The organism is Streptomyces sp. NPDC048584, from assembly GCF_043199595.1.
Classification (GTDB): domain Bacteria; phylum Actinomycetota; class Actinomycetes; order Streptomycetales; family Streptomycetaceae; genus Streptomyces; species Streptomyces edwardsiae.
On sequence record NZ_JBICWF010000010.1, the window covers coordinates 224,570 to 249,855 of the forward strand.

24 protein-coding genes, 2 tRNA genes and 1 other RNA gene are annotated in these 25,286 nt (G+C 72.6%); 11 read left to right on the top strand and 16 right to left on the bottom strand.

The annotated features are described in order from the left end of the window. Positions 1-7 precede the first annotated feature (7 nt). From ACGFR9_RS23170 to ACGFR9_RS23180, 3 genes are all read right to left on the bottom strand, one after another. Complete coding sequence (locus ACGFR9_RS23170) at positions 8-829, bottom strand: YceI family protein (protein WP_393211716.1); 822 nt, start codon at positions 827-829, stop codon at positions 8-10. 109 nt (positions 830-938) lie between these two features. Further along, entirely contained in the window at positions 939-3,494 is a 2,556-nt protein-coding gene (locus tag ACGFR9_RS23175; protein WP_393211718.1) for an MFS transporter, read from the bottom strand. 13 nt (positions 3,495-3,507) lie between these two features. Continuing rightward, entirely contained in the window at positions 3,508-4,008 is a 501-nt protein-coding gene (locus ACGFR9_RS23180) for a MarR family winged helix-turn-helix transcriptional regulator (RefSeq protein WP_393211720.1), read from the bottom strand. Between the two features lie 317 nt (positions 4,009-4,325). On the opposite strand from ACGFR9_RS23180, the gene ACGFR9_RS23185 reads away from it, so the two are divergent. Continuing rightward, the gene (locus tag ACGFR9_RS23185) at positions 4,326-4,523 is read left to right on the top strand and encodes a hypothetical protein (protein ID WP_393211722.1); all 198 of its coding nucleotides are present in this window, start codon (positions 4,326-4,328) and stop codon (positions 4,521-4,523) included. A 298-nt stretch (positions 4,524-4,821) separates the two neighbouring features. Here ACGFR9_RS23185 and ACGFR9_RS23190 read toward each other — a convergent pair whose 3' ends face one another. From ACGFR9_RS23190 to ACGFR9_RS23225, 8 genes are all read right to left on the bottom strand, one after another. Further along, complete coding sequence (locus ACGFR9_RS23190; protein WP_393211724.1) at positions 4,822-5,715, bottom strand: RNA polymerase sigma factor SigF; 894 nt, start codon at positions 5,713-5,715, stop codon at positions 4,822-4,824. A gap of 247 nt (positions 5,716-5,962) precedes the next feature. Beyond that, positions 5,963-6,883, bottom strand: a complete 921-nt coding sequence (locus tag ACGFR9_RS23195; RefSeq protein WP_393211827.1) for a SigB/SigF/SigG family RNA polymerase sigma factor — start codon at positions 6,881-6,883, stop codon at positions 5,963-5,965. A 181-nt stretch (positions 6,884-7,064) separates the two neighbouring features. Next, positions 7,065-7,358 (bottom strand): Dabb family protein, encoded by a 294-nt coding sequence (locus ACGFR9_RS23200; RefSeq protein WP_393211726.1) that lies wholly within the window; start codon positions 7,356-7,358, stop codon positions 7,065-7,067. Further along, positions 7,358-7,534 (bottom strand): hypothetical protein, encoded by a 177-nt coding sequence (locus ACGFR9_RS23205; RefSeq protein WP_393211728.1) that lies wholly within the window; start codon positions 7,532-7,534, stop codon positions 7,358-7,360. The genes ACGFR9_RS23200 and ACGFR9_RS23205 overlap by 1 nt, the downstream gene beginning before the upstream one ends. Positions 7,535-7,636: 102 nt before the next feature. Next, positions 7,637-7,721 (bottom strand) — tRNA-Ser (locus ACGFR9_RS23210). Between the two features lie 45 nt (positions 7,722-7,766). Beyond that, positions 7,767-8,198, bottom strand: coding sequence for a tRNA adenosine(34) deaminase TadA (tadA, locus tag ACGFR9_RS23215; RefSeq protein WP_030215712.1), 432 nt, complete (start codon positions 8,196-8,198; stop codon positions 7,767-7,769). 38 nt (positions 8,199-8,236) lie between these two features. Continuing rightward, the gene (locus ACGFR9_RS23220; protein ID WP_393211829.1) at positions 8,237-8,776 is read right to left on the bottom strand and encodes a hypothetical protein; all 540 of its coding nucleotides are present in this window, start codon (positions 8,774-8,776) and stop codon (positions 8,237-8,239) included. Positions 8,777-9,229: 453 nt separating this feature from the next. Next, positions 9,230-9,496, bottom strand: a complete 267-nt coding sequence (locus ACGFR9_RS23225; protein ID WP_393211730.1) for a hypothetical protein — start codon at positions 9,494-9,496, stop codon at positions 9,230-9,232. 137 nt (positions 9,497-9,633) lie between these two features. On the opposite strand from ACGFR9_RS23225, the gene upp reads away from it, so the two are divergent. Beyond that, entirely contained in the window at positions 9,634-10,269 is a 636-nt protein-coding gene (upp, locus tag ACGFR9_RS23230) for a uracil phosphoribosyltransferase (protein ID WP_004929481.1), read from the top strand. 19 nt (positions 10,270-10,288) lie between these two features. Here the strand turns inward: upp and ACGFR9_RS23235 are convergent, their stop codons facing one another. The 4 genes from ACGFR9_RS23235 to ACGFR9_RS23250 all read right to left on the bottom strand — a co-directional run bounded on the left by ACGFR9_RS23235 (position 10,289) and on the right by ACGFR9_RS23250 (position 12,814). After that, complete coding sequence (locus ACGFR9_RS23235; RefSeq protein ID WP_393211831.1) at positions 10,289-10,900, bottom strand: LytR C-terminal domain-containing protein; 612 nt, start codon at positions 10,898-10,900, stop codon at positions 10,289-10,291. A gap of 136 nt (positions 10,901-11,036) precedes the next feature. Beyond that, complete coding sequence (locus ACGFR9_RS23240; RefSeq protein ID WP_030215722.1) at positions 11,037-11,333, bottom strand: type II toxin-antitoxin system VapB family antitoxin; 297 nt, start codon at positions 11,331-11,333, stop codon at positions 11,037-11,039. 146 nt (positions 11,334-11,479) lie between these two features. Next, the gene (locus tag ACGFR9_RS23245; RefSeq protein ID WP_393211733.1) at positions 11,480-12,073 is read right to left on the bottom strand and encodes an HhH-GPD-type base excision DNA repair protein; all 594 of its coding nucleotides are present in this window, start codon (positions 12,071-12,073) and stop codon (positions 11,480-11,482) included. 24 nt (positions 12,074-12,097) lie between these two features. Then, the gene (locus ACGFR9_RS23250; protein ID WP_393211833.1) at positions 12,098-12,814 is read right to left on the bottom strand and encodes a siderophore-interacting protein; all 717 of its coding nucleotides are present in this window, start codon (positions 12,812-12,814) and stop codon (positions 12,098-12,100) included. A 91-nt stretch (positions 12,815-12,905) separates the two neighbouring features. Between ACGFR9_RS23250 and ACGFR9_RS23255 the strand changes: the two genes are divergently transcribed. The 7 genes from ACGFR9_RS23255 (at position 12,906) to ACGFR9_RS23285 (ending at position 22,582) form a co-directional block, all read left to right on the top strand. Next, positions 12,906-15,008: a penicillin acylase family protein gene (locus tag ACGFR9_RS23255; RefSeq protein WP_393211835.1), complete on the top strand. Its 2,103-nt coding sequence runs from the start codon at positions 12,906-12,908 to the stop codon at positions 15,006-15,008. Further along, positions 15,001-15,603: a GNAT family N-acetyltransferase gene (locus tag ACGFR9_RS23260; RefSeq protein WP_393211735.1), complete on the top strand. Its 603-nt coding sequence runs from the start codon at positions 15,001-15,003 to the stop codon at positions 15,601-15,603. Before ACGFR9_RS23255 ends, ACGFR9_RS23260 begins: the two co-directional genes overlap by 8 nt. Then, on the top strand, positions 15,600-16,079 hold the full coding sequence (locus tag ACGFR9_RS23265; protein WP_393211737.1) for a cupin domain-containing protein: 480 nt from the start codon (positions 15,600-15,602) through the stop codon (positions 16,077-16,079). The genes ACGFR9_RS23260 and ACGFR9_RS23265 overlap by 4 nt, the downstream gene beginning before the upstream one ends. After that, the gene (locus ACGFR9_RS23270; RefSeq protein ID WP_393211739.1) at positions 16,076-16,846 is read left to right on the top strand and encodes an SDR family NAD(P)-dependent oxidoreductase; all 771 of its coding nucleotides are present in this window, start codon (positions 16,076-16,078) and stop codon (positions 16,844-16,846) included. Before ACGFR9_RS23265 ends, ACGFR9_RS23270 begins: the two co-directional genes overlap by 4 nt. A gap of 192 nt (positions 16,847-17,038) precedes the next feature. After that, positions 17,039-18,892, top strand: coding sequence for a copper resistance protein CopC (locus tag ACGFR9_RS23275; RefSeq protein WP_393211837.1), 1,854 nt, complete (start codon positions 17,039-17,041; stop codon positions 18,890-18,892). Between the two features lie 199 nt (positions 18,893-19,091). After that, entirely contained in the window at positions 19,092-20,789 is a 1,698-nt protein-coding gene (locus tag ACGFR9_RS23280) for a stealth family protein (protein WP_393211741.1), read from the top strand. A gap of 14 nt (positions 20,790-20,803) precedes the next feature. Further along, positions 20,804-22,582: a stealth conserved region 3 domain-containing protein gene (locus tag ACGFR9_RS23285; RefSeq protein WP_393211743.1), complete on the top strand. Its 1,779-nt coding sequence runs from the start codon at positions 20,804-20,806 to the stop codon at positions 22,580-22,582. A gap of 173 nt (positions 22,583-22,755) precedes the next feature. On the opposite strand, the gene ACGFR9_RS23290 is transcribed toward ACGFR9_RS23285, so the two are convergent. Then, a tRNA-Ser gene (locus tag ACGFR9_RS23290) sits at positions 22,756-22,843 on the bottom strand. A gap of 72 nt (positions 22,844-22,915) precedes the next feature. Between ACGFR9_RS23290 and ffs the strand changes: the two genes are divergently transcribed. Then, positions 22,916-23,014, top strand: an RNA gene (gene ffs, locus ACGFR9_RS23295) — signal recognition particle sRNA small type. Between the two features lie 48 nt (positions 23,015-23,062). Then, a complete protein-coding gene (locus ACGFR9_RS23300; protein WP_393211745.1) occupies positions 23,063-25,234 on the top strand; it encodes a DNA polymerase III subunit gamma and tau in 2,172 nt (723 codons plus the stop codon). Positions 25,235-25,286: the final 52 nt, after the last annotated feature.

The following is a 25,286-nucleotide window of genomic DNA, read 5'->3' on the forward strand; positions in this document are numbered from 1 at the left end:
CGGGCCCTCACGCGGCGGGCAGCGACTCCCCCTGTACGGCCTGGACGTCCAGCTCCACCCGGAGGGTCGCGCCGATGGCCGCGATGCCGGCCTGGACGACCTGGTTGTAGTTCATCGCGAAGTCCTCGCGCCGCAGTTCGGTGGTGGCACGGAAGGCCGCCCGGGTGCCGCCCCACGGATCGGCCCCGGTGCCGAGGTACGCCAGGTCCAGGTCGACGGGGCGGACGACACCGCGCATGGCCAGCTCGCCGTGGACCGTCCAGCGGTCCGGGCCCGCCTCCGCCAGACCGGTGGACCGGTAGGTGATCTCGGGGTGCCGCTCGACGTCCAGGAAGTCCGCGGACCGCAGATGGGTGTCGCGTGTCCCGTTGCCGGTGTCGATGGACGCCGCCCGGATCACCGCCTCCACCCGGGACTTGGCGATGTCGTCCGGCGCGATCTCCACCATGGCCGCGAACTCGGTGAACCTGCCCCGCACGCTGGAGATGCCCAGGTGCTGGGCGACGGCCGCCACGCTCGAATGCGCCGGGTCCACGGTCCAGGGCCCCGGCGGCGGCAGCTCGGTGCCGCCCTGCCGGGCCAGCGTCACCGTCCCCACCTCGGCCCGCCCGCTCGCCGTGACGATCGCGCTGGCGGCGGCGGGCGCGTACCCGACCGCGGTGACGATCACGGTGTACGCCCCCGGCGCCAGCTCGGTGGCGTCCCGTACCGCTCCCTCGGCGTCCGCCCCGGCGCGCAGCACCTGCGTACCGGTCCCGTCGGCCAGGGTGACGACCGCGTGCGACACGGCCCATCCGTCCCGGGTACGGATTCTCGCGGTCAGTGGCATCCCGTTTTCTCCCTGCACATGCGTACAAAATGGCCGTGAACAGACCGGCCCGTGGCAGGGGGCGCGACTCCGCTACAGAACGCGCCGCCCGCCACGGGCCGGGGTCTCGCTACTCGCCGGGGTGGGCGAGCTCGATGTCGTGGTCGTCGGTGCCGGGGCCGGTGACCGTCAGCGCGCCGGCCACCGGGGGGTAGCCCGTGGCGATGACCGTGTACTCGCCGCCGTCCAGGTCGGCGAAGGCGTACGCCCCGTCCGTACCGGTCGTCGCGGTGGCGACCACGTTGCCGGCGGCGTCGACCAGGGTGACCCGGGCGTCGGCCAGCGGCCCGTGCGGGGCACGGACCACGCCCCGTACCCGGGCGCCGGTCTCCAGGTCGACCTCGACCCGGGTGACGCCAGTGCCGCCCACCTCGACGGGCAGGGCGCGCGGCCGGTACCCGGCGGCGTTCACCGCCACGGTCACCGTGCCCGGCACCAGCTCGGTGAAGGAGAACTCGCCCTGCTCACCGGTGTTCCCGGCGGCCAGCAGATCGCCGCGCACATCGGTGACGATCACCATGGCGTCCCCCACCGGCTGTCCGCCGTCGGCGGCGCGGACCAGTCCGGTCAGTCCGCTGGTGCCGCTGAGCAGGATGTCGTAGGCGACCGGTTCGCCGTTCACCACGACGGTGGACGCCTGCGGCTGGTGGCCGTCGGCGGCGGCGATCAGGACGTACGACCCGGCCCCGGGCGCGTCCACGGCGTAGGCGCCGTCGGCCTGCGCCACGCACCGGCCCAGCTGACGCCCGCCCAGCGAGATCAGCGTGACGGCGGCCTGCGGCACGGGCGCCCCGTCGGCGCCGCGTACGAAACCGCGCACCGGGACGCAGGGGGAGGCGGGCGTCTCCGGCTCACCGGGGCCGGCGGCCGCCGTGGCGACGGCGGCGAGCCGCTGGGTGGCCGCCGGCGCGGTGTCCGGGCCGGCCGACGGGGCCGTCACGGCCGTCGGCGCACCGGCCGAAACCGGCTCCCCGGCGACACGGGTGGCCTCGGCGGGGGCCTGGGCCACCGGCGGGGCGGCCTCGGCCGTGGCCTCCGCCGCCTGGGCCAGCGCGCCCGAGGTCCGCAGCGGGACCTCCTTGATGAACAGGGTCACCAGGAAGGCGAGCAGGGCGACCGGTGCGACGTACAGGAAGATGTCGGCGATGCCGTGCCCGTAGGCGCTCTCCAGCCAGGTGCGGATGTGCTCGGGCAGCAGGTCCATGTCGGGGATGGTGCCGCTGCCGGAGGCCTTGGCGGCCGCCGCCTGCTCCTGCGGGCTGAGCGTGCCGATGGTGTCGGCGGCGTACCCGCTGATCCGGGACGACATCACCGAGCCGAGCACCGAGACGCCCACCGCGCCGCCGAGCGACCGGAAGAACGTGACCACGGAGGACGCGGCACCCAGGTCGCTCGGGGCCACCTGGTTCTGCGTGCAGAGCACGAGGTTCTGCATCATCATGCCCACGCCGAGCCCCATCAGCGCCATGAAGACCGCGATGTGCCAGTACGGGGTGTCGTAGCGCATGGTGCTCAGCAGGCCCAGGCCCGCCGTCAGCAGCACACCGCCGGCCAGCAGCCAGTTCTTCCACTTGCCGGTCTTGGTGATGACCATCCCGGAGACCGTGGACGACACGAACAGGCCGCCGATCATCGGGATGGTCATGACGCCCGACATCGTCGGGGACTTGTCCCGGGCCAGCTGGAAGTACTGGCTGAAGTAGACGGTGCCCGCGAACATCGCGATACCGACGAACAGCGAGGCCAGCGAAGCCAGCGTGATGGTGCGGTTGCGGAACAGCCGCAGCGGGATGATCGGCTCGGCGGCCTTCGTCTCGACGAAGAGGAAGACCAGCGTCAGGGCGATCGCGCCGCCGACCAAGGCGGCGGTCTGCCAGGACAGCCAGGAGTACTTGTCGTCGGCGAAGGTGACCCAGACGAGCAGCATGCAGACGGCCGCGGTGACGAAGAAGGCGCCGGCCCAGTCGACCTTGACCTTGCGCCGGGTCACCGGCAGGTGCAGCGTCTTCTGCAGCACGATCAGCGCGATGAGCGCGAACGGCACGCCGACGTAGAGGCACCAGCGCCAGCCGAGCCAGCTGGTGTCGGTGATCACGCCGCCGAGCAGCGGGCCGCCGACGGTCGCGACGGCGAAGGTCGCGCCCAGGTAGCCGGAGTAGCGCCCGCGCTCACGCGGGGAGATCATCGCGGCCATGATGATCTGCGCCAGGGCGGACAGACCGCCGGCGCCCAGACCCTGGATGGCACGCGCGCTGATCAGCATCGCCGGGTTCTGCGCCATACCGGCCACGACGGAGCCGAGGACGAAGACGACCAGGCCTATCTGGACCAGGACCTTCTTGCTGAACAGGTCGGCGAGCTTGCCCCACAGGGGGGTGGAGGCGGTCATCGTCAGCAGCGAGGCGGTGACGACCCAGGTGTAGGCGCTCTGGCCGCCGCCGAGGTCGCCGACGATCTCGGGCAGCGCGTTGGTGACGATGGTCGACGACAGGATGGCGGCGAACATGCCGAGCAGCAGCCCGGACAGTGCCTCCATGATCTGCCGATGCGTCATCGGAGCGTCTGTGGAGGAGCCTCCCCCGTGCTTGGCATGAGCCCGCACACCGGCTGGTGTGGTCGTTGCCATGGACTTCCTTCTCTTACGTGCTTGCGGGTGTACGGGTGGTCTGTTCGAGAGCGGGGGACGCGGGGGACGCCGGGCGGGGGCCCGCGCGGCAGTCACCGAAGCTGTCCCTGAGCCGGGTCATCAGCTGGGTGAGCCGGCCGACCTCGTCGTCGGTCCAGTCGTCCAGGCGCTCCGCGAGGAGCTGGGTGGTCCGCCGGAACAGCTCGTCGAGCTGGGTCCGGCCGGCGGGGGTGAGGTGCAGGATGCGGGACCGTTTGTCGGCGGGGTCCGGGAAGCGCTCGATCCAGCCGCGCTCGGCGAGATACGCGACGTGGCGGCTGGTGACCGAGATGTCCACGGACAGCAGCTCGGCGAGCCTGCTCATACGCATGTCGCCGTGGCGGCCGAGCAGTGTCAGCACGGCGGCGGAGCCGCTGTGGCAGTCGGCCGGCATGATCCGGTTCATCTCCCGCTTGACGGCGCCGAACGCGCTGAACTGCCGCACCAGCTCCTCGTACCGCGCCCGCTCGGCCATGACACCCCATCCCTGTTGATTGCTTAGGGCAACGATAGGAATGGATGGTTGCCGCAGGCAAACAAAAACGGGGGTTCCGGCTCAAAAACTTGGCAAAGGCAAGTAATCGCGAAAGTAAACACGCAGGCCAGGGCGCGTCCGCACCGACGGCGGCCCCTGTCGGGACCGTTCCCCTGCCGGGCGCGGCCTGTGACGGTCCCCCGGCCGGGATCCCTCCCTTGCCGGGCGCGGCCTGCGGTGGTCCCCGAACGGGACGATTCCCCTGACGGGCGCCCCCACTTGGGCGCCTCACCGGGCATTCGCTAGGGTCTCGGGGCATGGCTAACACCCCGGGCCCGCAGGGCAACCACGACCCCGCCGGCAGCACCCAGATGTTCCGCGCCTTCGTCGACGAGGAACCCCAGGCCCGTCAGCCCGCCACCACGAGCGGCGGCGGCCCCCGCATCGGCCTGATCATCGGCATCATCGCAGCGGTGGCGATCGTCGCGGCGGTGGCCTGGCTCGCCCTGAAGTAGCGACGAACAACACCACGACCCGCGCCCCTCGGGGCGCGGGTCAGGTCCGCGGACACCTGCGCACCCGCAGGCACGCACGCCGGTCGGGGCCCGCCCCCTGAGGGGCGCGGGGAACTGCGCGATCCACCCCCACGCGCCCGCAGGCACGCACGCCGGTCCGGGCCCGCCCCCTGAGGGGCGCGGGGAACTGCGCAATCAACCCCCACGCACCCGCAGGCACGCACGCCGGTCCGGGCCCGCCCCCTGAGGGGCGCGGGGAACTGCGCAATCAACCCCCACGCACCCGCAGGGGGAACCGTCAGTCCGAGATCAGCCCTTCCCGCAGCTGCGCCAGCGTCCTCGTCAACAGCCGGGACACATGCATCTGCGAGATGCCGACCTCCTCCCCGATCTGCGACTGCGTCATGTTCGCGAAGAACCGCAGCATGATGATCCGCCGCTCCCGCGGCGGCAGCTTCGCCAGCAGCGGCTTCAGCGACTCCCGGTACTCCACACCCTCCAGCGCCGTGTCCTCGTAGCCGAGGCGGTCCGCCAGCGAGCCCTCACCCCCGTCGTCCTCGGGCGCGGGGGAGTCCAGCGAGGACGCCGTGTACGCGTTGCCCACCGCGAGGCCGTCGACGACGTCCTCCTCGGACACGCCCAGCACGACGGCGAGTTCGGTGACCGTGGGCGAGCGGTCCAGCTTCTGGGAGAGCTCGTCGCTGGCCTTCGTCAGCGCCAGACGCAGCTCCTGGAGCCGGCGCGGCACCCGTACCGACCACGACGTGTCTCGGAAGAACCGCTTGATCTCGCCGACCACCGTCGGCATCGCGAACGTCGGGAACTCCACGCCCCGTTCGCAGTCGAAGCGGTCGATCGCCTTGATCAGCCCGATCGTGCCGACCTGGACGATGTCCTCCATCGGCTCGTTGCGCGAGCGGAACCGCGCCGCCGCGTACCGCACCAGCGGAAGATTGAGCTCGATCAGGGTGTCCCGGACGTAGCCACGCTCCGGGCTGTCCTCGTCGAGCGCGGCGAGCCGCAGGAACAGGGAACGGGACAGGGTGCGGGTGTCGAGGGCCGCCGTGTCCGGGAGTTCCGGAGCCGGTGTGGCCGGGCCTTCGTCGATGGGGCCGAGTGCGTCGAGAGCATGGGGAGCTTTCTCGCTCTCCGCGAGCGTGAGCACCTTCGAGCTGCCCTGTTCTGCGGACATGCCACCCCCTTTGGGTCGCGGGACGGTCGCGGCGGACGCTCCCCATTTGGAGAACGCAGCCATCACCTGGAATACCGGCGCCGAGGCTCCGGCAAACACGCTTCCCGCAGAATGTCACATGTCGGCAACGCGCTGTAGTGACATGTCGACATGCGAGACGCGAATCGGCCCTGGAAACAAGGGGTCTGACAGCCTTTCGGCCCAGAAACGCGCAGAACGGCACCGCTGGGCGATTCGCTCTTTCCGGTTACGCGTCGATCCTGTTTGCGGACCGCAGCCGCTGGAAGCTACGCGCCAGTAGCCGTGACACATGCATCTGCGAGACACCCAGTTCCGCACTGATCTGCGACTGGGTGAGATTGCTGTAGTAACGCAGCAGCAGGATGCGCTGCTCCCGCTCGGGCAGCTGAACGAGCAGATGGCGTACGAGATCGCGGTGCTCCACGCCGTCCAGGGCGGGATCCTCGTAGCCGAGCCGGTCCAGCAGTCCGGGCATCCCGTCGCCCTCCTGCGCGGCCTCCAGCGAGGTGGCGTGGTACGACCGTCCCGCCTCGATGCAGGACAGCACCTCCTCCTCGGAGATGCGCAGCCGCTGGGCGATCTCGGAGGTCGACGGGGAGCGCCCGAACGCGGTCGTCAGGTCCTCGGTCGCGCTGTTGACCTGCACCCACAGCTCGTGCAGCCGGCGCGGTACGTGGACGGTGCGGACGTTGTCCCGGAAGTACCGCTTGATCTCGCCGACCACCGTCGGCATCGCGAACGTCGGGAACTGCACACCCCGGTCCGGGTCGAAGCGGTCGATGGCGTTGATCAGCCCGATGGTGCCGACCTGTACGACGTCCTCCATCGGCTCGTTGCGGGAGCGGAAGCGGGCGGCGGCGTAGCGCACCAGGGGCAGATTGGCCTCGATGAGCGCCGCGCGTACGCGGGTGTGCTCCGGCGTACCCGGCTCCAGTTCCTTGAGCTGACCGAAGAGCAGTTGTGTCAGGGCGCGGGTGTCGGCACCGCGCCGCTTGGCCGGGCTCACCGGCTCGTCGGCGCTCGGGGAGGGGACGGGGGAGGGCTGGTCGGAGGGCTGGGCGGAGGGGGACTGGGTCGAGGCCGGTGCCTGGACCGCGTCGGGGGACACCTCGTCCTGGGGCGGCGCAGTACTGGCCGGCACGGTCAACGCCACCTCGTCATCGCTCACATCGTCCGTCAACTCATCCGTCAAAAGCGGTCATAGCATCACAAGACTGACTCACTGTGTGCAAGCACCGCATATTCCGTGTTGAGCGGCAAACATGTCCGTACGGGGCGAAAAAGCCCCCCGCCGGTCGTGGCGGAGGGCTCTGGGAAGTGGCGGGACGTCAGAACTCGTAGTCGGCGATCACCCACGTGGCGAACTCGCGCCACAGTCCGACACCGGCCTGGTGGTCCGGGTGCTCCACGTAGCGGCGCAGCGCGTCGGTGTCCTCGAACGCGGAGTTGATGGCGAAGTCGTAGGCGATGGGGCGGTCGCTGATGTTCCAGGCGCACTCCCAGAAGCGGATCTCCGGGATCCTCCCGTCCAGCGAACGGAAGGCCGCCTCGCCCGCGACGACCCTCGGATCGTCGCGCCCGACGCCCTCGTTCAGCCGGAAGAGCACCAGGTGGCGGATCATCACTTACCTCCGTTGGCCAGCCAGGTCATGAAGTCGCCGACCGCCTTCGCGGCGTCCGAGATGCCCTCGAACCCTATCTGGACGTAGTCGGCGGCCTTGGCGGGGTCCGTGATGATCAGGTACAGCGCGAAGACCACAAGGACGTAGACGGCGATCTTCTTCGCGTTCACCGCCATCGCGGCCCTCCCCAGTCACTGATGTGCGCTCATGTCACACGTGCATCGAGCGGGCCCATGATCGCACGAAGGGCCCCGTCTGACGACGGGGCCCTTCACCTGCGGTAGCGGAGGGATTTGAACCCTCGGTGACTTGCGCCACACTCGCTTTCGAGGCGAGCTCCTTCGGCCGCTCGGACACGCTACCGAGGGAGACCTTACAGCACGGCGGGGCGTGCTTCGAAATCCCTATTCAGCGGTTCCGGAAGAACTCCGTGAGCAGGCCGGCGCACTCCTCGGCGAGTACGCCCTCGATCACTTCGGGCCGGTGGTTGAGGCGCCGGTCGCGGACGAGGTCCCACTGCGAGCCGACCGCGCCCGCCTTCTCGTCCCGGGCGCCGTAGACCACCCGGTCGACCCGTGACTGCTGGACCGCTCCCGCGCACATCGTGCACGGTTCCAGCGTCACCACCAGGGTGCAGCCGGCCAGCCGCCACTCCCCGAGCCGCGCGGCGGCCCGCCGGACGGCGAGCACCTCCGCGTGCGCGGTGGGGTCGCCGCCCGCCTCGCGTTCGTTGTGGGCGGTGGCCAGTACGGTGCCGCCGTCCGGGGCGAGTACGACGGCCCCGACGGGTACGTCCCCGCCCCGGACGGCCTCTTCGGCCTGTTCCAGGGCGAGCCGCATCGCCGGCCGCCACGGGTCGCGTACCGGGTCCGGCGCGGTCAGCGGACGGTCTCCAGGACCTCCGAGGCGCCCAGGGCGTCGGCGATCTCGTTGACGGCGTCCTCGGTCAGCGACCGCAGTTCCTTCTCGGTGACGCCCAGATCGTCGAGGATCCGCGGGTCACCGACCGGTCCGTGCGGTACGGCCTCGGCGGAACCCGCGGACGGGGCGCCGTCGTCGGCGTCCTCGTCGTCCGGTTCGCCGTCCTCCGTTCCGTCGAGGTCGAGGGTGTCCAGGTCGGCGCCGTCGTCCCCGGGTGCGCGGCCGAGCAGTTCGTCGGTGAGCAGGATCTCGCCGTAGCTGCTGCGGGCGGCGGCCGCGGCGTCGGACACGTAGACCCGGGGATCCTCCTCCCCGTCCACGCGGACGACGCCGAACCAGCCGCCCTCCTGCTCGATCAGCACGAGCACCGTGTCCTCGTCGGGAGAGGCCTCCCGGGCCAGGTCGGCGAGATCCGACAGGGTTTCCACATCGTCGAGCTCCGTGTCGCTCGCTTCCCACCCGTCTTCGGTGCGCGCGAGCAGTGCGGCGAAGTACACCGTGACTCTCCCACTGGTCATAGGTGTGCCGGTTGGGGTTCCCCCCGGCGGAGGTGTCGCGGGCGGGGAGCCGGTTCTCCGGGCCCCGTCCACTCGGAATCGTGGCAGAAACCCGGCCGTCAGGGGACGTCTTCGGCACCCTGTGTCCGCAGTTTCGATCGCAGTCCACCGAGTGTGCCCGACGAAGGACCCACCGGCGCACCCGCTGCCACCACGTGCGGATCGTACGCGGCCCCGGCCACGCCGCCCCGTATTGGCCCCCACCACCCGGCCCCACACGGCCACTTCGCCCCCCACGCGCGCGCGACGGGACCTTCCCCGGGGGCGAAGGAGATCTCCCTGCGGGCGGAGCGCCTTCCCGCGCGGCGGCGTGTTCTTCGGGGCGGGCGGGTCGCCGCGCGTGGTGGCGAGTCCTCCGCGGTGCTCCCGGGGCCGTGCCCCGGCGGGGTTTCCCTACCAGCGGAACGTGCGCATGCGCATGGCGTGGCGTAGGCGGGCGGCCTTGGCCCGGCGGGGCTGGACCCGGTCGCGGAGTTCCCGGGCCTCGGCGAGCTCGCGGAGGAAGCGGGCGCGGCGGCGTCGCCGGTCCGCCTCCGTCTCCGCCTCGGGCGTCATACCGGGCGCCGAACCGGGCGTGGGCCCGGGCGCCCGTCCCGGCGCCGGCCCGGGTTTCTCACGCGGTGACGGATCGGCTCGGTTGTTCCGTTCCTGCTCAGGCATTGGTTCACCACCCCAGTCCGTCCCTTCCACTTTCCCCCGGACGGGCGGTTTGACGCCAGTGAACGAGTGAGGGGCGCACGGGCCGCTTGCCGTGTGCGGGGACGCCGGGCCGGCCGGGCCCGGTTACTGTTGACGCCATGCGTCTCCACGTCGTCGACCACCCCTTGGTCGCCCACAAGCTCACCACGCTGCGCGACCAGCGCACCGACTCCGCCACCTTCCGCCGTCTCGCCGACGAGCTGGTCACCCTGCTCGCGTACGAGGCCACGCGCGACGTGCGCACCGAACAGGTCGACATCCAGACGCCGGTCGAGCGGACCACGGGCGTCAAGCTCTCCCACCCGCGCCCGCTGGTGGTGCCGATCCTGCGGGCCGGTCTCGGCATGCTGGACGGCATGGTCCGGCTGCTGCCGACCGCCGAGGTGGGCTTCCTCGGCATGATCCGCAACGAGGAGACGCTGCAGGCTTCGACGTACGCCACCCGGATGCCGGAGGACCTTTCCGGGCGTCAGGTCTACGTCCTGGACCCGATGCTCGCCACCGGCGGCACGCTGGTCGCGGCGATCCAGGAGCTGATCAGGCGCGGCGCGGACGATGTGACCGCCGTGGTGCTGCTGGCCGCGCCCGAGGGCGTCGAGGTCATGGAGCGCGAGCTGGCCGGCACGCCGGTGACGGTCGTGACGGCGTCGGTCGACGAGCGGCTCAACGAGCAGGGCTATATCGTGCCGGGCCTCGGCGACGCGGGCGACCGGATGTACGGGGCGGCCGAGTAGGACCCGGCCCCGCCCCTTCTCAGCAGTTCTTTTTCGAGGCGGGCGTCGGCTCGGGATCGGCCAGCGCGGCCAGGGCCCGGTCGGCGTCCGCCTTCCCCGTCAGGGCCTGGAACCTGTCGCCGATGATCAGATCGACCTCGGTCCCCTTGCGGGCCGGGTCGGTACGGCGTTCGGCACCGGCGAGCTGGGCGCCGAGCACCGGCAGCGAGGTGTCGAGGGCGGCGGCCGGCCCGAGCAGCACACCGGTGCCCTTGACCTTCTTGTCGTACTGCTTCGTCGCGTTGGCGACCTCGCCGACCTTGAAGCCGCGCTTCTTCAGCTCGTCGGCGGTCTTCTGGGCGAGTCCGCCGCGCGTCGTGGCGTTGAGGACGTTGACCGTGATCGTCCCCGGCCGGGGCAGCACCTTCGGCGCGACCGTGCGGCTCGCCTTGTCGGCGCACGCCGCCTTGGTGCCGACCGCCGAGGCGGAGTCACCGCCGCCGGTGAACACGTCGATGAGCTGGAGAGTGCCCCAGCCGCCCACGCCGAGTACGGCGACGGAGGCGACGGTCAGGACGACGAGCCTGCCGCGTCGCCGGGGCCGGCGCATCCGCGGGTACTTGTCACCCGTGATGCGGTACTGGCCGCCCATGCCGGGTGGAGTGAGCATGCTCATGAGCGCAGCGTAGTGCGCCCGGGCGGCTCTGCCTACCAGATGATCATCCGACTGGGTGCAGTCCAACCCGAAAGGGTCAGATCGCGGCCCCCGCCGGTCGCCGCGAGGGGCGTCAGTCCAGCTCCAGCACGCGGGCGTGCAGCACCTGGCGCTGCTGGAGCGCGGCCCGCACCGCGCGGTGCAGCCCGTCCTCCAGATACAGGTCGCCCCGCCACTTCACGACATGCGCGAACAGGTCGCCGTAGAAGGTCGAGTCCTCGGCGAGGAGGGTCTCGAGGTCGAGCTGCTGCTTGGTCGTCACGAGCTGATCGAGGCGGACCGGGCGCGGCGCGACGTCCGCCCACGACCGGGTGCTTTCCCGGCCGTGGTCGGGGTACGGCCGGCCGTTTCCGATGCGCTTGAAGATCACACGGAAAGCCTACCGGTCAACGCGTTCCGGGCGCAGCCATGGTGGGGCAGTGCGGCGCCGGAAAAGGTCACCGAATACGGGAGGAAACGGGATGGTGATCTGATATGACCGATCACGGTCAGGTCACCGTCGCCCGGGCTCGGGCGTCAGGCGCCGGACTTCTTCGCGGCCTTCGCCGCCGCCTTCAGCTCCTGCTTGTGCGCCCGCACCCTGGCCAGCGACTCCGGTCCGGTGATGTCGGCGACGGAGCGGAAGGACTCCTCCTCGCCGTACGCGCCCGCGGCCTCCCGCCAGCCGGTGGGCCGTACGCCGAGCTGCTTGCCCAGCAGGGCGAGGAAGATCCGGGCCTTCTGCTTGCCGAAGCCGGGCAGCTCCTCCAGCCGTCGGCGCAGCTCCCCGCCGTCGGTGACACCCCGCCATACGGCCTCGGCGTCACCGTCGTAGTGCTCGACGAGGTACTGGCACAGCTGCTGGATACGGCCCGCCATCGAACCCGGATAGCGGTGCACGGCCGGCTTGTCGGAGAGCAGCGCGGCGAACGCCTCGGGGTCGTACGCGGCGATCTCCCGCGCGTCCAGATCGTCCGCGCCGAGCCGCCGGGCGATCGTGGCCGGCCCCTTGAACGCCCACTCCATCGGGATCTGCTGGTCCAGCAGCATCCCGGTCAGCGCGGCGAGCGGGCTGCGGCCCAGCAGCGCGTCGGCGTCGGGGTCCTGGGCGAGGTGAAGGGTGACGTCCATGCCCCGATGATCGCGCGTCCCGGCTCAGCTCGCGCGCCAGTACCCCAGGGCGTGCACCCGCTGCCTGGGCACGCCGAGTTCCTTGCGTACGTACGCCGACAGCGTGCGGGTGGTCGCGGTGTCGCAGGCGATCCAGACGTACGGGTCCGGGGTGGACGCCAGCAGCGCGGGGAGGTCGGCCCGTACCCGCTCGACCAGCGCCGTCCCCGACCGGGGCACCTCGCGCACCTCGTGCCGGTCCGGGTCGGCCCGCCAGGGCAGTCCGTCGAGGGCGCCCTCGAACCATACGGTCGCCGGGGCGGACCCCAGTGCTCCGAGCAGGGAGTTGACGGCCGGCAGCGAGGCGGGGTCGCCCACCACGAAGACGCGGGAGGGCGCCGGGGCGGGCTCCTCGAACCCCGTGCCCTGCACGGTCGCCTCGACGGTGTCACCGGGCTTCGCCGCCCTGGCCCAGTCGCTGGCGCACCCCTCGTGCAGCGCGAACTCCAGGCCGAAGCTGCCGGCCGCCGGGTCGGGGTCGACCAGGGTGTACGCCCGCTGGTGCGGCTTGCCCGCGTTGTCGAACCACAGCCGTACCCACATCGTGGGGTGGACGCCGGTCGCCGCCAGCATCCCGCCGTCGGTGAGGCGCAGCCGCCGGTAGCCGGCGGTGACGTCCTCCGTGCCGGTCACGGTGAACGTGAAGTCCTTCGCGCGGAACAGCTTGAGGACCGCGCCCTCCCAACCCCGCCCCTGCGCCATCGTCTTCTCACCCTTCACGTACGATTCCGTCACGGTTTTACTTAGGCGAGCCTAACCTAATGAGAAATGCCTGATGAGAAATGAGGGCGCAGTGGGTGGCGAGATCTTCCGGGACCCCTGGGGCATCCCCCATCTCCGCGCGGGGAGCGTGAACGGGCTCGCGCACGTCCAGGGCCGGGTCACCGCGCTCGACCGGGCCTGGCAGCTCGAGGTCGAACGGCACCGCGCGCAGGGCAGCTCGGCGTCCTTCCTCGGCCCCGCTGCCGTTCCCTGGGACCGCTTCGCCCGCCGCGCCCGCCTGACCGACACGGCCCGCCGCTGCTGGACCGAACTGCGGCGCACGGACCCGGAGACGGCGGAGTGGACACGGTCCTACGTGACCGGCGTGAACGAGACCCTGGCCTCCCCCGCGGCCGGGACCGCCCCCGAGTTCGCCCGAACGGGCCTGCGCCCCGGCCGCTGGGAGCCCTGGACACCGCTCGCGGTGTGGCTCGCCATGCACATCCTGTTCGCCGGGTTCCCCGCCAAGCTCTGGCGTGAGCATGTCTCCGCCCGGCTGGGTGCGGACGCCGTCGGTCTGTTCGCCGCCGACGGTCCCGGCACCTCGGGCAGCAACGGCTGGCTGGTCGCCGGGGAGCGCACCGTCACCGGGCACGCGGTCATCGCCGGGGACCCGCACCGCTTCATCGAGGACCCCGGCGTCTACCAGCAGATCCGCCTGTCCTGCCCGGAGTTCGACGTCGTCGGCATCGCCGTGCCCGGCGTCCCCGGCATCGCGCACTTCGGCCACACCGGCACCGTCGCCTGGGCCATCACCAACGCCATGGCCGACTACCAGGACCTCTACCGTGAGCGGCTGCGGCGCACCGGCGCCGGGGTGGAGGCACTCGGCCCGGACGGGACATGGCACCGCGCCGCCCGGCACACCGAGACCGTCGAAGTGGCGGGCGAGGAGCCGGTCGAGGTCGAGGTCATCGAGACCGGCCGGGGCCCCGTCGTCATCGGCGGCCCCGAGGGCCTCGACGACGGCGTGCCCGAGCCCGGCGGGCCGCCGCTCGCCGTCGCCCTGCGCCACCCGCCCCGCGTCACCGGAGACCTCGGCTTCGGCGCCCTGCTGCCCTTGCTGCGGGCCCGCCGGACCGTCGACGTGGACCGGGCCGTCGACCGGTGGGTGGAGCCGGTCAACGTGGTCATGGCCGCCGACACCGAGGGCGGCACCCTGCACCGGGTGGCCGGCCGGGTCCCGGTCCGCGCCGAAGCCAACGGCACGCGCGTGGTGCCGGCGTGGGAGCCCGGGTACGAGTGGCGGGGCTGGCACGAGCCGCCGCGCGCGGGACTGACCGAGGGCGTCGCCGTGATGGCGAACCAGCGCGGACCGTCGGCCCCGCTGGGCGTCGAGTTCGCCCCGCCGCACCGCGCCGACCGCATCACCGCACTGCTGGCACGCCGGACCCGCTGGTCCGCGGCCGACATGTCCGCCCTCCACACGGACACCCACCTGGCCTCGGCGGCCCCGCTCCTGAACCTCGTCGCCGACCTGGACACCCCGCCCCTCACCGCCCCCGCCGCCGCCCTGCGCGACCGGCTGCTGCGCTGGGACCGGCGGATGGACGCCGGCAGTGCCGACGCGGCCGTCTTCGCGGCCGTGCGCGGTGCCGTCGTGCGGCGGATCGCGGGGGATCCCGGGCTCGCCGCGATGGCCGTGCCGCCCGCGTATCCCGAAATCTTCCGGCCCTGGCTCGCGCTCGTGCCCCGTGTCGGGTACGCCCTCGAGCATCTTCTCGGCGCCCGGGAGCTGTTCGGCGTCGACCGTCCGGCGATCGTCCGCGAGGCTCTGGAGGAGGTGGCCGCCCGGCCGCCCGCCGGTACCTGGGGCGACACCCACCGCCTCGCGCCCTGGCGCGCGCTGCCGCCGGCCACGCCGTACGACGAACCCGGCCTCTCCGGCGACCACGACTGCGTGCTGTGCACCTCCTCCGTGCCCGGTCTGACCGACCTCGCCGCGCGGGGCCCCGCCGCCCGCTACGTCTGGGATCTCGCCGACCGGGAGAACAGCCGCTGGGTGGTGCCGCTGGGCGCCTCCGGCGTACCCGGCTCACCCCACCACCGCGACCAGCGGCCCCTGTGGCTCGCCGGCGACCTGGCCCCGGTCGTCACCGACTGGGAGCGGCTCACGAAGGAGACCGATGTCTGACCCGTACGCCCCCCGAACGGCCGTGCACGAGCAGGTGGTCGACGGTTTCGGCGCCGTACGCGTCGTGCCGCTGGACCCGGCCGCCGACGCGCCCCTGCTGCACCGCTGGGTGAGCGGGGAACGCGCCGCCTTCTGGGGCATGAACGGCCTGACCGAGCAGCAGGTCGCGGGGATCTACGCCCACATGGCCACCCTCGCCACCCATCACGCCCACCTCGTCCTCAAGGACGGCACGCCCGCCGCGCTGCTCCAGACGTATGAACCGGGCGCCGACCGTGTGGGTGACTGCTACCCGGTCGAACCGGGCGACATCGGCGTCCATCTGCTGATCGCCCCCGCGGACAGCGGGCAGCCCGGCTGGACCGCTGCCCTGGTGGGCGCCATCGCCGTATACGTGCTGATGGGACTGGACCGCACGCGTGTGGTGGTCGACCCGGACGTGGCCAACGAGAAGGCCGTCGCCCGTTTCCTGCGGCAGGGTTTCACCGCCGGCCCCGTGGTCGTCCTCCCGGAGATCGACCTCCCGGACGTGTATCTGCCCGAGAAGAAGGCCCAGCTCGCCTTCCTCACCCGCGAGGTAGCCTTCGCGAGGTGACCCCCGACGACCTCGTCGCCCACTACGAACTGGAGCCGATCCCCCGCGAGGGCGGCCGGTTCCGGCAGACCTGGGCCGGTCCCGTACGCCCCGACGGCCGCCCCGAGGGCACCGCCATCGTCGCCCTGCTCACCGACGCCCCCGGCGACTTCTCCGCCCTGCACCGGCTGCCGTCCGACGAGATCTGGCACTACCACCTCGGCGACCCGCTCCAGCTGCTCCTCCTCCACCCCGACGGCACCGGCCGTACGCCCCTGCTCGGCCCGGACGTCCTCGGCGGCCACCACGTCCAGCTCACCGTCCCGGCCGGCACCTGGATGGGCGCGCGGGTGGCGGCGGGCGGCGCGTGGACGCTTTTCGGCTGCACCATGGCACCCGGTTTCACCTTCGAGGGCTACGAGCACGGCGACGCGGCGGAACTGACGGCGCGTTACCCCGAGCGGGCGGCGCTCATCGGGGAGCTCTGCCGGCCATGAGCCGAGAAGGACTGCTCGACGGACAGACCGCCCTGGTCACGGGCGCGGGCGGCGGCATCGGGCGGGGCATCGCGCTGCGGTTCGCCGAGGAGGGCGCGGCCGTCGCACTGCACTGCCGTACGGCGACGGCGTCCGCGCGGGAGACCGCGGGCCGTATCCGGGAGGCGGGCGGCCGCGCGGTCGTCCTGCGGGCCGACCTCACCGACGAGGACGCCTGCCACCGCGTGGTGGCGCAGGCGGCCGAGTGGGGCGGCGGCCGGCTGACCGCGCTCGTCAACAACGCGGGCGTGCAGCCGGTCCGCGACCTCGCCGCGATGACGGCAGCCGAATGGCGCACGGTCGTGGACACCAACCTGACCTCCGTCTTCGCCTGTACCCAGGCCGCGGCCCGGCTCATGCGGGACCAGGACGGCGGCACGGTCACCCACATCGCCTCGGTCGAGGCACACAGCCCCGCCCCCGCCCACGCGCACTACGGCGCGTCGAAGGCGGCGGTGGTGATGCACGCCCGTTCGGCGGCCCAGGAGTACGGCCCCTGGGGCGTGCGCGTCAACACCGTCTCGCCCGGTCTGATCGACCGGGAGGGCCTGGAAGAGGCCTGGCCGGAGGGCGTACGGCGCTGGCGGCGGGCGTCCGTCGTGGGCCGGCTCGGCCGCCCGGAGGACATCGGCGACGCCTGTGTGTTCCTCGCGTCCCGGCTCGCCTCCTGGGTGACCGGCCACGACCTGGTGGTCGACGGAGGGGTCTCGGCCCGGCCCACCTGGTGAACCACGCAGGGGGTCCCGGCCCGGCCGACCTGGTGAACCGGTGAGCAGACCGCGCCCGCCGTCCGTATCTGTCTCGTAGCCGGATGGCCTGGAGGCGGGTAGGACGTGGAGCGACGCGGGAGCGGGGCGGCGGGCGATGGCGGACGGGACGGAATCCGCAGCGGCCGCGGACCCCGGCGACTTCAAGGGCTGGTGCTGCTGGGCACCCTGCTGGTCCTGCTCCTCGGCGGCGCGGCCCCGGCGAGCGCCCACGCCGCCCTCCGCGGAGCCGACCCCGGGGACGGCAGCGTCCTCAAGTCCGCGCCCACGCACATCACCCTGACCTTCACCGAGTCCGTCGGCCTGCTGGAGGACTCCTTCCGCGTCTACAGCCCCGACAACCGCCGTATCCACCTCGGCGAACCGCAGCACGCGGACGACGCCTCCGACACCGCCCGCGCCGAGCTGCCCGGCGGCCTCGCCGACGGCACCTACACGGTCGCCTGGCGGGTGATCTCCGCCGACAGTCACCCGGTCTCCGGCGCCTTCAGCTTCTCCATCGGCAAACCCTCGCCCACCCCGCCCGCCGCACCGGCGGACCACGCCGAACATCCGGTCACCAAGAGCCTCTACGACACCGGCCGCTATCTCGCGTACACCGCCGCCGCGCTGCTCATCGGCGCGGCGGCCTTCGCGGCGCTGTGCCGCCCGCCGGACACCGCCCCGCTGCGGGCGCCCCTGCTCATCGGCTGGTGGACCCTGCTGACGGCCACGGCCGCCCTCCTCGTCCTGCGTGCCCCGTACGAGAGGGGCACCTCACCCGCGAGCGCCTTCGACCGGGAGGCGTTCACCGGCGCCCTCACCGGCCGGCCGGGCCTCGCCCTGCTCACCCGCGTCGCCCTGCTCCTCGCGGCGGCGCTGCTCGTACCGCTCCTGCGGCGGCGCACCCCCCGGACCCGGCTGGCGGCCGGCGCGGCACTCTCCCTCGCCCTGGCCCTGACCTGGGCGGCGGCCGAGCACGCCTCCGCCGGGATCCAGGTACCGCTGGCCATGACGTCGTCCGTGCTCCATCTGCTGGCGATGGCCTGCTGGCTCGGCGGTCTGACCGCGCTGCTCCTCACCCTGCACCGCGCGCGGACCCCGCCGCCCCTCGCCACGGTCACCCGCTTCTCCCGGCTGGCCTTCGCCTCGGTGACCGTCCTCGTGGTCACCGGCGTCTACCAGTCCTGGCGCGGCCTCGGCTCCTGGACGGCGCTGCTGGAGACGACGTACGGCAAGACCCTGACGGTCAAGCTCGCGGCGACGCTCTTCCTGCTGCTGGCGGCCGCGATGTCCCGCCGCTGGACGGCCCTGCTGGCCCGGCCGGCGACGGTCCCGGCGGAGGCCGGGGAACGCGTACCGGAACTCGTGGGCGCACCCGGCACCCCGCCGGGAACGGGGCTCGTATCCCCGGCGCCGGACGGACCGGGCGCACCGGACGGACCAGGCGTACCGGACGGACCGGACGGACCGGGCGCACCGGACGGACCGGGCACACCGGACGCACCGGACGCACCGGGCGCGCGGGAGGACCTTCACCGCCGTGCCCTGCGCCGTTCCGTACTGGCCGAGGTCGTCGTCGCCGTACTCGTCCTGCTGGTCACCACCGTGCTCACCGGCACCCTCCCCGCCCGCGCGGAGGGCGAGGCGGCCAAGGCCCCCGAGCCGCAGGTGGCCGGCCTTCCCGGCGCGGAGGCGTTCGCGATCCCCTACGACGCGGGCACCCCCGGCGGCCGGGGCACCGTCCAGCTCACGATGGACCCGGGCCGGGTCGGCGAGAACGGCCTCCAGGCGGTGGTCTTCGACCCCCGGGGCGCCCTGAGCTTCGTACCGGAACTCCGTATCTCCTTCACCCTCGGGGCGAAGGACATCGGCCCCATCGACGCGAAGGTCACCGACCGGGGCGGCTACTGGGCCACCAGCGACCTCAACCTCCCCCTCGAAGGCACCTGGACGATGAAGATGACGATCCGGGTCTCCGAAGTGGATCAGGTGAGCGAGACCCGTCAGGTACGGATCTCCCGCTGATCACCGCTTCCCGCCTGCGGATTTCCACACCTCGCCCGCGCATTTCCGATCACTTGGCCCGGGGATTTCCCCGCCCAATTCAAGATCGAAAAAGCACGCCCCGTGAATTTCCCGGGAACTTCTCTACAACCTTCCGTTACGCGCGTATGTCTGGCTGACGCAGGGGTGTTCAGGGGTCCAGGCAGAGGAGCTCGGAAACGTGACCATGCGTTCCTTCGTCCGGCGGGTGGGGCCGCGAGTCGAGCGGAAGGCCGCCGAGCGGGTGTGGCAGCTGCGCACCCTGCGGCGACGCCGCAGAGCGGCGGACGAGGCCCCGGAGTTCCGCCCGGTGGCGGTGCGCGGCCAGCGGCTGTACGGACGGGTCGTCAGCCGGTTCAGCGCCGCCGAGGCCGCCGCCGCCAACCTCGCTCTGGTCGTCGACGCGCTGGAGCGGGAAGGCATCGCCCACTTCCTGGTACCGGCCTCGCGCACCCGCCACACGGTCGGGGTGAACGCCGTCGACCGGGAGCGGTTCCTCACCGCCCTGGAGGCGCTCAACGCGGGGCAGCCGGTGTTCATCGGCCGGCCACTGCCCGGCGGACAGCTCAGGCATTCCGCCCTGTTCATGGACGGCGTACTGCCGTCCGCGCTGCGCACCGCGCCCGTCCTGCGGATCGGCGAGAACCACCTCGGGCCCGCCGGCCAGCTGCTCGCCGGGCCCGAACTCGCCTGCGACGTCGAGTTCTGGGAGGACGGGGCGCAGCTCCTCGCCTCCGCCGACGGGCCCCGGAAACTGGCCAGGGTGCAGCCGCAGGCGTCCGAGGACGTCTTCGCCGAGTCCCTGATCGCGCCCCGGAACAACGGCGTCACCGACGTCCTCCCGGCGGCCGAGCAGAAGCCGGCCACGGTGCGGGTCGGCGACCGGGAACTGCCGGCCTTCGCCCCGCTCACCCTGCCGACCGTGGACGACGTGACCTTCCCCGTGGACGTCGTCTACACCTGGGTCGACGGCGAGGAGCCGGCGATGCGGGCCAAACGGGCCCGGTACCAGGAGGGCGGCATCGCCGAGATCCTGGACAAGGAGACCAACGCCTCCCGCTACACCAGCCACGACGAGCTGAAGTACTCCCTGCGCTCGCTCGCGATGTACGCCGACTTCGTCCGCCACATCTACCTCGTGACCGACGGTCAGACACCGCACTGGCTCGACGGGACGGCCCCCGGGATCACCGTCGTCGACCACCGCGACATCTTCCCGCCGGACGTGCTGCCGGTGTTCAACTCGCACGCCATCGAGACCCGGCTGCACCACATCCCCGGCCTGTCCGAGCACTATCTCTATTTCAACGACGACGTATTCGTCGGACGCCGGGTCACCGCCGAACACTTCTTCCACGGCAGCGGCCTGATGAAGGTCCCCGTCTCCCCGCTCAAGATCGGAATAGGGAAACCGCACGCCGAGGAGACGGCCACCAACTCCGCGGGAAAGAACGTCCGCGCGCTGCTGCTGGAGAAATTCGGCCGCATGACGACGAACAACTTCCTGCACACCCCGCTGCCGCAGCGGCGCGACACCCTGCGCACCCTCGAGGAGCTCTTCCCCGGGGACATCGCCCGCACCACGGCGTCCCGCTTCCGCTCCCCGCAGGACATCGCGGTGACGGCCCCGCTGCTCTACCAGTACGCGCTGATGACCGGCCACGGAGTGCCCGGGAGGTTCAGCTACCGGTACGTCAACATCAGCCGCCCCGACGCCGAGGCGCGCCTGGCCGATCTGCGCCGCAGCCGCCGCTTCGACTTCTTCTGCCTCAACGACGTCGACGTGTCACCGGAGGAGCGGGAGCCGGTCGGCGCCCGGATGCACGCCTTCCTGGAGGACTACTTCCCCTTCGCGAGTCCCTACGAGAAGCAGCCGTGACGGGGGCGGCGGGCATGGACCTCCGTCATCGCATCGCGGCGCCGACCGGTGTCCGGGCCGCCCGGCACCTGCTGGCGCGGCTGCTCACCTGGCCGGCCGGCCGGCTCTGGGCGCTGCGGACGGCGCCGGCCCGGCGACGGCTGCGGGCCGCCGTCCCCGGACTGCGCCGCGTCAGCTTCGGACCGACCCGGCTGTACGGCCGTACCGTCGCCGGCTACACGGCGGCGGACGCCGTCGAGACCGACCTCGAGCGGGTGTGCACGCTGCTGGAAGGGATCGGCGTCCCCTACTTCCTGGTCTCCGCGGGCCACGGAACGGTGGCTCCGCGCCAGGTCGTCGGCGTCGAGGAGACCCACCGCGGCGCGGTGCTCTCCCGGGCCGTCCGGTGCTTCGCCGGGACCGCCGGATACGTCGGTGCCGTCGGACCGGACGGTGCCGTGACCGCCGCGGCGCTGTGGGCCGACGGGAAGCTGCCGCGGGCGCTGCGACGGGCCGCCGTGCTCCGTACCGGACTGGTGCGCCTGGGCCCCGGAGGGCAGGTGCTCAGCGGGCTGGAGGCGGGCTGCGACATCGAGTTCTGGCGCCGGGGCCGGGACGTCCGCGCCGACCCCGCCTGGCTCACCGTGCCCGGCGCCCAACTCCCCGACGTCTTCGGCCCGGCCCTCGTCGCCCCGCGCCGCAACCCGGTGACGGAGGTGCTCCCGCCGACCGCGCGACGCCCCGCCGCGGTGACGCGCCGCCGGGGCGGGGTGCCGACGTACGCCCCGTTCGCCGAGCCGGGCGTCGACGAGGTGTGCTTCCCCGTCGACGCCGTGTTCACCTGGGTGGACGGGGACGACCCGCTACTGGCCGCGAAACGCCGCGCCCACCAGGAGTTCTCCCACGGCATCGCCCCGCGCGAGACCGGCCCCTCCCGCTACACCAGCCATGACGAGCTGCGGTACGCGCTGCGCTCACTGGAGATGTACGCCGGGTTCGTCCGGCGCGTCTACCTCGTGACCGACTCCCAGCTCCCCGCCTGGCTGGACCAGGACGCGGCGGGCCTGACCGTGATCGACCACCGGGACATCCTCCCGGCGGACGCGCTGCCCGTCTTCAACTCGCACGCGATCGAGAGCCGCCTGCACCACATACCGGGCCTGTCGGAGCACTACCTCTACTTCAACGACGACGTCTTCATCAACCGCCCGGTGGGCGCCGGGCACTTCTTCCACGGCAACGGCATCGCCCGCATCCCGCTCTCCCCGCTGAAGCTCGGCGCCGGCCCCCCGCACCCCCTGGAACCGGCCCCGAACTCCGCCGGCAAGAACGCCCGCGAGGTGATCCGCCGCTTCCACGGCCGGTACATCACCCACAAGTCGCTGCACACCCCGCACCCCCAGCTGCTGTCGGTGATGCGCGAGATGGAGAGCCTCGGGATCGGCGAACTCGAACGGACCGCCCACTCCCGGTTCCGCTCCACCGCCGACGTGGCCCCGGCGTCCACCCTCCACCACCACTGGGCGATCGCCACCGGCCGCGCCGTCCCGGCCGACTACCGCTTCCGCTACGTCCAGCTGGGCACCCCGGACATGCGCCGCCGTCTGGACCGCCTCGCGTCCGGCGAGGACATCGACTTCTTCTGCCTCAACGACGTGGACACCACCCCGGAGACCCGGTCGGCGGCCCTGCCCGTCCTCCACACCTTCCTCAATCGCAAATACCCCTACCCCAGCCACTACGAGGCCCCGAGACCCTCCCCCCGCGGGCAGAGGCCGGCCTCCACGGATGACCGCAGGGCGCCGAGCAGGTAGGGCAAGCCCTCGCCGCTCCGTACGCGTGCGCCGGGCCGTGCACGGTTTCTCCCCGGACGCCCCTCGCACCGGTCCGGCGGACGGGAAGTCCGTCACCGGCTGTGACACGGACAACGTCGAAGGGCCCCACCGCAAGCGATGGGGCCCTTCGACGTTAGTGCCCGGTGAGGCACTGGCGGAGGATACGAGATTCGAACTCGTGAGGGGTTGCCCCCAACACGCTTTCCAAGCGTGCGCCCTAGGCCACTAGGCGAATCCTCCGGTCGGAACATTACATGACCGAGAGGAGTGCTCGCGAACTCGTTCCCCGCCCGCGACATGGGGTAGCCTCTGCGTAGCCCCTCACGCGGCGCTATCTGACTGAACTCCCCCAGGGCCGGAAGGCAGCAAGGGTAGGTTGGCTCTGGCGGGTGCGTGGGGGGCGCTTGTGTTCACGGGCGTCCGGGCGGGTTGTCAGTGCGCGCCTATAACCTCGTATGCGTGTCGTCTCTCGCGCTGTACCGCCGTTATCGCCCGGAGTCGTTCGCCGAGGTCATCGGGCAGGAGCATGTCACCGCCCCGTTGCAGCAGGCGTTGCGGAACAACCGGGTCAATCACGCGTACCTGTTCAGCGGTCCGCGCGGATGCGGCAAGACCACCAGCGCGCGCATCCTGGCGCGCTGTCTGAACTGCGAGCAGGGCCCCACGCCGACGCCGTGCGGGGAGTGCCAGTCCTGCCAGGACCTCGCGCGCAACGGGCCGGGTTCGATCGACGTCATCGAGATCGACGCCGCGTCGCACGGTGGTGTGGACGACGCCCGTGACCTGCGCGAGAAGGCGTTCTTCGGGCCGGCGAGCAGCCGCTACAAGATCTACATCATCGACGAGGCCCACATGGTCACGTCGGCGGGCTTCAACGCGCTGCTCAAGGTCGTCGAGGAGCCGCCCGAGCATCTGAAGTTCATCTTCGCCACCACCGAGCCCGAGAAGGTCATCGGGACGATCCGGTCGCGTACGCACCACTACCCGTTCCGGCTGGTGCCGCCCGGCACCCTGCGGGACTACCTCGGCGAGGTGTGCGGTCAGGAGGACATCCCCGTCGACGAGGGCGTGCTGCCGCTCGTCGTGCGGGCCGGCGGCGGTTCCGTGCGTGACTCGATGTCCGTCATGGACCAGCTGCTCGCCGGTGCCGGGGCGGAGGGCGTGACCTACGCCATGGCCACCTCCCTGCTCGGGTACACGGACGGCTCGCTGCTGGACTCCGTCGTCGAGGCCTTCGCGACCGGTGACGGCGCAGCCGCCTTCGAGGTCGTCGACCGCGTGATCGAGGGGGGCAACGATCCGCGGCGGTTCGTCACCGACCTGCTGGAGCGGCTGCGGGACCTCGTCATCCTCGCCGCCGTGCCCGACGCCGGCGAGAAGGGGCTCATCGACGCCCCCGCCGACGTCATCGAGCGGATGCAGGCACAGGCCGGCACCTTCGGTGCCGCCGAGCTCAGCCGTGCCGCCGACCTCGTCAACGAGGGGCTGACCGAGATGCGCGGCGCCAACTCGCCGCGCCTTCAGCTCGAGCTGATCTGCGCGCGCGTGCTGCTGCCCGCCGCGTACGGCGACGAGCGCTCGGTCATGGCCCGGCTGGACCGGATCGAGCGCGGGGTGAACTTCTCGCCGGGCACCGGTGCCGCCATGCCCGCCGTGGGGTACGTCCCCGGGCCCGAGGCCCATGCCCCAGCGCCCTCGCAGGCTTCCGTGGAGCCAGGGGGCGGACCCGCCGCCGCCCGGGCCGCGGTGCGGGGACCGGGTCCGGCACCCGAACCCACTCCCGCGCCTGTGCCCGCGCCCCCTCAGCAGCCCCCCGCGCCCCCTCAGCAGCAGCCCCCCGCGCCCGCCCCGGCGCCCTCCGGCGCTCCCGGCGCCTGGCCCACCGCCGCCTCCGCCGGTGGCGGTGCCGGCCGCCGGCCGGGCGGCTGGCCCACGGCCGCCCCGACGGGCGGCGGCCAGCCTCCCGCGGCTCCGGCTCCTGCTCCTGCCGCCGCTCCCCCACCCGCGCCGGCCCCGCAGGCGGCCCCCGCGCCGTCCTCGGGCGCCGGCGGGCCCGACCCCCGGATGCTCTGGCCGAACATCCTGGAGACGGTCAAGAACCGGCGTCGCTTCACCTGGATCCTGCTCAGCCAGAACGCCCAGGTGACCGGCTTCGACGGCACGACCCTCCAGATCGGCTTCGTGAACGCGGGTGCGCGGGACAACTTCGCCGGCAGCGGCAGCGAGGACGTGCTGCGGCAGGCGCTGGCCGAGCAGTTCAACGTGCACTGGAAGATCGAGGCCGTCGTCGACCCGTCCGGTGGCGGCGGAGGCATGGGGGCGCCCGCCCCGGCCGGCCCGCCCGGCGGCGGCGGCCGGGGCAGCGGCGGTGGCGGATACGGCGAGCGGCCCTCCGCTCCCCAGCCGAACGCCGCGGCGGCGGCGCCCGCCCGGCCGGCGAGCGCCCCCTCCGCACCCGCGCCCGCCCCGGCACCCCGCCCGCCCGCCCCGGAGCCGCCGCCCCCCGTCTCGCCGGAGGACGACATCCCCGAGGACGACGACCCCGACCTGGACGAGTCCGCCCTCTCCGGGCAGGAACTCCTCGTACGCGAGCTGGGCGCGACGGTCGTCGAGGAGCTCACCAACGAATAGGGGTAGGGAGGATCGTACGAACCGGGGCCGCCGGTCCCTTCGGAAGCCCGCA

Bases quoted from the DNA above. Each gene is read 5' to 3' on its own strand.
- ACGFR9_RS23170 (WP_393211716.1), bottom strand. From the start codon at position 829: ATGCCACTGACCGCGAGAATCCGTACCCGGGACGGATGGGCCGTGTCG.
- ACGFR9_RS23235 (WP_393211831.1), bottom strand. From the start codon at position 10,900: ATGGGCGGCCAGTACCGCATCACGGGTGACAAGTACCCGCGGATGCGC.
- ACGFR9_RS23225 (WP_393211730.1), bottom strand. From the start codon at position 9,496: ATGCCTGAGCAGGAACGGAACAACCGAGCCGATCCGTCACCGCGTGAG.
- ACGFR9_RS23205 (WP_393211728.1), bottom strand. From the start codon at position 7,534: ATGGCGGTGAACGCGAAGAAGATCGCCGTCTACGTCCTTGTGGTCTTC.
- ACGFR9_RS23260 (WP_393211735.1), top strand. From the start codon at position 15,001: ATGTCTGACCCGTACGCCCCCCGAACGGCCGTGCACGAGCAGGTGGTC.
- ACGFR9_RS23175 (WP_393211718.1), bottom strand. From the start codon at position 3,494: ATGGCAACGACCACACCAGCCGGTGTGCGGGCTCATGCCAAGCACGGG.
- ACGFR9_RS23180 (WP_393211720.1), bottom strand. From the start codon at position 4,008: ATGGCCGAGCGGGCGCGGTACGAGGAGCTGGTGCGGCAGTTCAGCGCG.
- ACGFR9_RS23200 (WP_393211726.1), bottom strand. From the start codon at position 7,358: ATGATCCGCCACCTGGTGCTCTTCCGGCTGAACGAGGGCGTCGGGCGC.
- ACGFR9_RS23245 (WP_393211733.1), bottom strand. From the start codon at position 12,073: ATGGACGTCACCCTTCACCTCGCCCAGGACCCCGACGCCGACGCGCTG.
- ACGFR9_RS23270 (WP_393211739.1), top strand. From the start codon at position 16,076: ATGAGCCGAGAAGGACTGCTCGACGGACAGACCGCCCTGGTCACGGGC.
- ACGFR9_RS23250 (WP_393211833.1), bottom strand. From the start codon at position 12,814: ATGGCGCAGGGGCGGGGTTGGGAGGGCGCGGTCCTCAAGCTGTTCCGC.
- tadA (WP_030215712.1), bottom strand. From the start codon at position 8,198: ATGCGGCTCGCCCTGGAACAGGCCGAAGAGGCCGTCCGGGGCGGGGAC.
- ACGFR9_RS23190 (WP_393211724.1), bottom strand. From the start codon at position 5,715: ATGTCCGCAGAACAGGGCAGCTCGAAGGTGCTCACGCTCGCGGAGAGC.
- ACGFR9_RS23285 (WP_393211743.1), top strand. From the start codon at position 20,804: ATGGACCTCCGTCATCGCATCGCGGCGCCGACCGGTGTCCGGGCCGCC.
- upp (WP_004929481.1), top strand. From the start codon at position 9,634: ATGCGTCTCCACGTCGTCGACCACCCCTTGGTCGCCCACAAGCTCACC.
- ACGFR9_RS23185 (WP_393211722.1), top strand. From the start codon at position 4,326: ATGGCTAACACCCCGGGCCCGCAGGGCAACCACGACCCCGCCGGCAGC.